Source organism: Desulfobacula sp. (assembly GCF_021107415.1).
In genome coordinates this window covers 1-3,620 of the sequence record NZ_JAIOSW010000482.1, presented here as the reverse complement: position 1 = coordinate 3,620, position 3,620 = coordinate 1, and the positions used below count along the sequence as shown (strand labels likewise).

5 protein-coding genes and 1 pseudogene are annotated in these 3,620 nt (G+C 42.3%); all 6 read left to right on the top strand.

The window, feature by feature from the left end; translation table 11 throughout:
* The coding region (locus K8S13_RS24070; protein WP_291466271.1) for a hydrogenase iron-sulfur subunit at positions 1-248 on the top strand (248 nt) is incomplete at its 5' end.
* Between the two features lie 25 nt (positions 249-273).
* Complete coding sequence (locus K8S13_RS24065) at positions 274-942, top strand: methylenetetrahydrofolate reductase C-terminal domain-containing protein (protein WP_291466270.1); 669 nt, start codon at positions 274-276, stop codon at positions 940-942.
* Complete coding sequence (locus tag K8S13_RS24060; protein ID WP_291466269.1) at positions 939-1,862, top strand: methylenetetrahydrofolate reductase; 924 nt, start codon at positions 939-941, stop codon at positions 1,860-1,862. The genes K8S13_RS24065 and K8S13_RS24060 overlap by 4 nt, the downstream gene beginning before the upstream one ends.
* A 56-nt stretch (positions 1,863-1,918) precedes the next feature.
* Positions 1,919-2,305, top strand: a complete 387-nt coding sequence (locus K8S13_RS24055; RefSeq protein ID WP_291466268.1) for a response regulator — start codon at positions 1,919-1,921, stop codon at positions 2,303-2,305.
* Between the two features lie 81 nt (positions 2,306-2,386).
* The gene (locus tag K8S13_RS24050) at positions 2,387-3,346 is read left to right on the top strand and encodes a hypothetical protein (RefSeq protein WP_291466267.1); all 960 of its coding nucleotides are present in this window, start codon (positions 2,387-2,389) and stop codon (positions 3,344-3,346) included.
* 90 nt (positions 3,347-3,436) lie between these two features.
* Positions 3,437-3,620, top strand: a pseudogene (locus K8S13_RS24045) (PAS domain-containing sensor histidine kinase); the annotation flags it as partial.

The following is a 3,620-nucleotide window of genomic DNA, read 5'->3' as shown; positions in this document are numbered from 1 at the left end:
GATGCCTTGAAGGGGACTGCCATTTTAAAAATGGAAATACCCGGGCAAGATACAGGGTGGAACATGTACAAAAATACCTGGAAGAGTTAGGATGGGAACCCGAACGGGTGGCAATGATTAATATGTCAGCTGGAATGGGTGAATTTTTTGCCCGTACTGCGCTGGAATTCACTCAAAAAATTAAACAACTGGGACCCAATCCCATTAAAATAATCAACAAAGATAAAAATCAAAAGGCAGTCAGCTGATGATTAAAACTTCGGAGACAAAAATATGATAACAGCAGAGCAAAAACCTTTAAAGGAAATCATAGAATATATTTCACCCTATGACCGGATTCTTCTGGTGGGTTGTAATGAATGCGTGACCGTATGCGCAGCCGGTGGAAGAAAAGAAGTCGGACTTTTGGCATCAGCCCTTCACCTGCATTTTTTAAAACAGGGCAGGACCATTGATATTAAGGAACTTACACTTGAAAGACAATGTGACCCTGAATATGTGGAAGAACTCGTGTCTGAAATTGACAGAGCGGATGCCATCCTTTCCATGGCCTGCGGATGTGGTGTACAGACCATTGCAGAAAGGTATAAGGAAAAACCCGTGTTTCCTGCCGTCAATACCAAATTTATGGGAGCGTCGGAATCCCAGGGGATCTGGGCGGAAAGATGCCGGGGATGCGGGGACTGCCTGCTGGGTATCACCGGTGGTATCTGTCCGGTGGCAAGATGTTCCAAACAGCTGCTCAACGGCCCCTGCGGCGGGACTTCCAACGGCATGTGTGAAATTTCTCCGGATGTTGAATGTGCCTGGTGTTTGATCTGGGAAAGATTAAAGGCCCTTGGAATGGAAAAACGGTATGAAGAAATTATGGAAGCAAAAGACTGGCGACCTGCCGGAGGCGGCGGGCCTAGAAAAATAATCAGGGAGGATTTGTCATTATGAAGACTGAAAGTAAACTGGAAAAAGTATTGGCATCAGGAGCCCTTGCGGTGACCTCTGAAGTCGGTCCTCCCCGCGGTGCAATTCCTGAAAAGGTAAAAGAAAAGGCCAGTCTTATTAAAGATCATGTTGATGCTATCAATGTAACAGACAATCAGACCGCCATGGTGAGAATGTCCAGCTGGGCAGGTGGTGTAATTATTAAACAGATGGGATTGGATCCCATTTTGCAGATGGTAACAAGGGACCGGAACCGTCTGGCCATGCAGAGTGATATTATTGGTGCCTATTCCATGGGTATTAATACCATGATGTGTTTGTCCGGGGATCATGTGAAATTCGGTGATCATCCCATGGCAAATGGGGTCTTTGATTTGGATTCCATTCAACTGGTTCAGACCGTGAGAAAAATGAGAGATGAAGGCAAGTTCCAGGGCGGTGCAGATATTAAATCCCCGCCAAAAATGTTTATCGGGGCTGCAGCCAATCCCTTTGCCGATCCTTTTGAACTCAGGGTCATGCGTCTTGCCAAAAAAGTAAAAGCAGGCGCGGATTTTATCCAGACCCAGTGCATTTTTAATTTGGATAAGTTTGAAAAATATATGGAAATGGTTTGTGACAGAGGTCTTGATCAACAAGTGCATCTCTTAGCCGGGATTACTCCCATGAAATCCGCCGGCATGGCAAGATATATGAAAAACAAGGTGCCGGGCATGGATGTGCCTGATGAAGTTATTAAACGTATGGAAGGGGTATCCAAAGAAGAGCAGCCTGAAGAGGGTATAAAAATAGCCATAGAATCCATTGAAAGGTTAAAGGAAGTTAAGGGTGTACACGGATTTCATATTATGGCCATTGAATGGGAAGAAAAGGTTCCCCAAATTGTAGAAAAAGCGGGATTGTTCCCCAGACCTGTGCTATAGGAATAAAAAGAATCCTGATAATTATAAAAAGGGGCAATTAAAAAGGAGTAATAACAATGAGTGAGAAACAACTTATTTTAGTCGTAGACGATGATCCCGATCTGGTGGAAGCGGTTTCTATGAAGTTGGAAGCATTGGAGTACAGGGTTGCTACAGCTTATGACGGCGAAGAAGCCATGGAAAAGATAAAAGAAGAAAGACCCGTCCTTGTTATTCTTGATGTAATGATGCCAAGAAAGAATGGCTGGGAAGTCTGTGATGATATTAAAAACAGTGATGATCTAAAAGATATTATTGTTGTACTTTTGACTGCTGTGGCTGATTCGGTAAAAACAACCAGTTATACTCATCATGACGGTAAAACAACTTTGGCGGACGATTATATTCCAAAACCCATTGATCTGGATAAATTAATGGAGATCGTTAAAGACCATTGTCAATAGCAGTATGGAACGATATCCTGGCGGGAGAGCGATTCTTATCCTTCCCGCCATTTTAGATATGTGGTATTATCGGATTTTGGGATGATGGACCAAGTAAAAATAAATGGGATTCGTCTCAACAAAAATTTTGTTCAGGTAACCCAGGCATATATTGGCGGCCAGGATCAGTCCTGTGTGCCACTCTATCAGGCCCTGGCATCCAACGGGGTCAACATGGTGTCCATGACCCTGGGTGCCATTGATAATAGTAAATCATTTGTTTCAGGAACAATTGCTTCACAAGATCTCAAAAAGGTGTCTTGTCAGGACGAATCATGGGATTACCACAGAGATGTTTGCAGTATAGCCATATATCCCCACCATTACAGGTTGCAACCATTGGGTTTTTTCCTATATCTTCTGGGAAGTCAGAAAATATCATTTCAAAATCTTATTTCTTCAAATGCAATGCTGACATTTATTATTGATCAAACAGATTGTGATGCTGTGATTGATATTATTTCTGAGAATTTTGATCTGCCCCCATCCCATGTCCCCTTTGAGCAGGAGGAAAATGTTGAACAGACTGAATTTTTGAAAAGAAGGTATCCTGAGACCCGTGCAACATACATGGAAAAAAAAATAAAGACCTACGGGATTACACTGGTGCCTGATTTGAGTCTTTGCTCTTATTTGTTTTCCTTTGACCAACTGGCTGAATACGGGCAAAAGATCCAGCCCATGCAGGATAAAGAAGATAAATTTTTTTATATATCCGCTTATATGGCAACGCCTGCACAAACACACCTGTTTTTATTGACAGGAAAATCCATAAGTATCCCTGCCCGTCAAACCTGTAGTGCAGAATTGCTCAGTTTCCACGGGCCTCATTTCGGTGACAGGCATAGTATTATCAGCAGGGCATTAAATTGTCTTTCCCAAAGAGCCATTCCGGTTTTACAGACAGGCTGTACAGGGGCCAGTATTGGGATTGTTCTGCCTGAAGGCTTTGGGAAAGAAGCGAAAAATGCATTAAAGGATGTTTTTGAAATTCCATACTGATATCAGTGAAGAAGTGGCAGCAGCAGGGTGGAGATTGAATTTTAAGACCAGAATTTTTGAGAATAGGGAATGGTTTGAGGATAAAATAGCGTGAGCAAAGATTTGGACATGTCAGCAGATGAAATGTATTGGCGGTTGAGGATATTTGATTCCCTGTCATATCCCAGTATTATTATTTCTCCTGATAAAATTTTGATGGGTGCCAATCAGAAATTTTATGAAGCCTTTAATCTCTCTTTTAAAGAAATTTATGGGAAAAAGTGTTTTCATATGT

Excerpts from the sequence above, each read along its gene's own strand:
- K8S13_RS24065 (WP_291466270.1), top strand. The coding sequence starts at position 274 with ATGATAACAGCAGAGCAAAAACCTTTAAAGGAAATCATAGAATATATT.
- K8S13_RS24060 (WP_291466269.1), top strand. The coding sequence starts at position 939 with ATGAAGACTGAAAGTAAACTGGAAAAAGTATTGGCATCAGGAGCCCTT.
- K8S13_RS24055 (WP_291466268.1), top strand. The coding sequence starts at position 1,919 with ATGAGTGAGAAACAACTTATTTTAGTCGTAGACGATGATCCCGATCTG.
- K8S13_RS24050 (WP_291466267.1), top strand. The coding sequence starts at position 2,387 with ATGATGGACCAAGTAAAAATAAATGGGATTCGTCTCAACAAAAATTTT.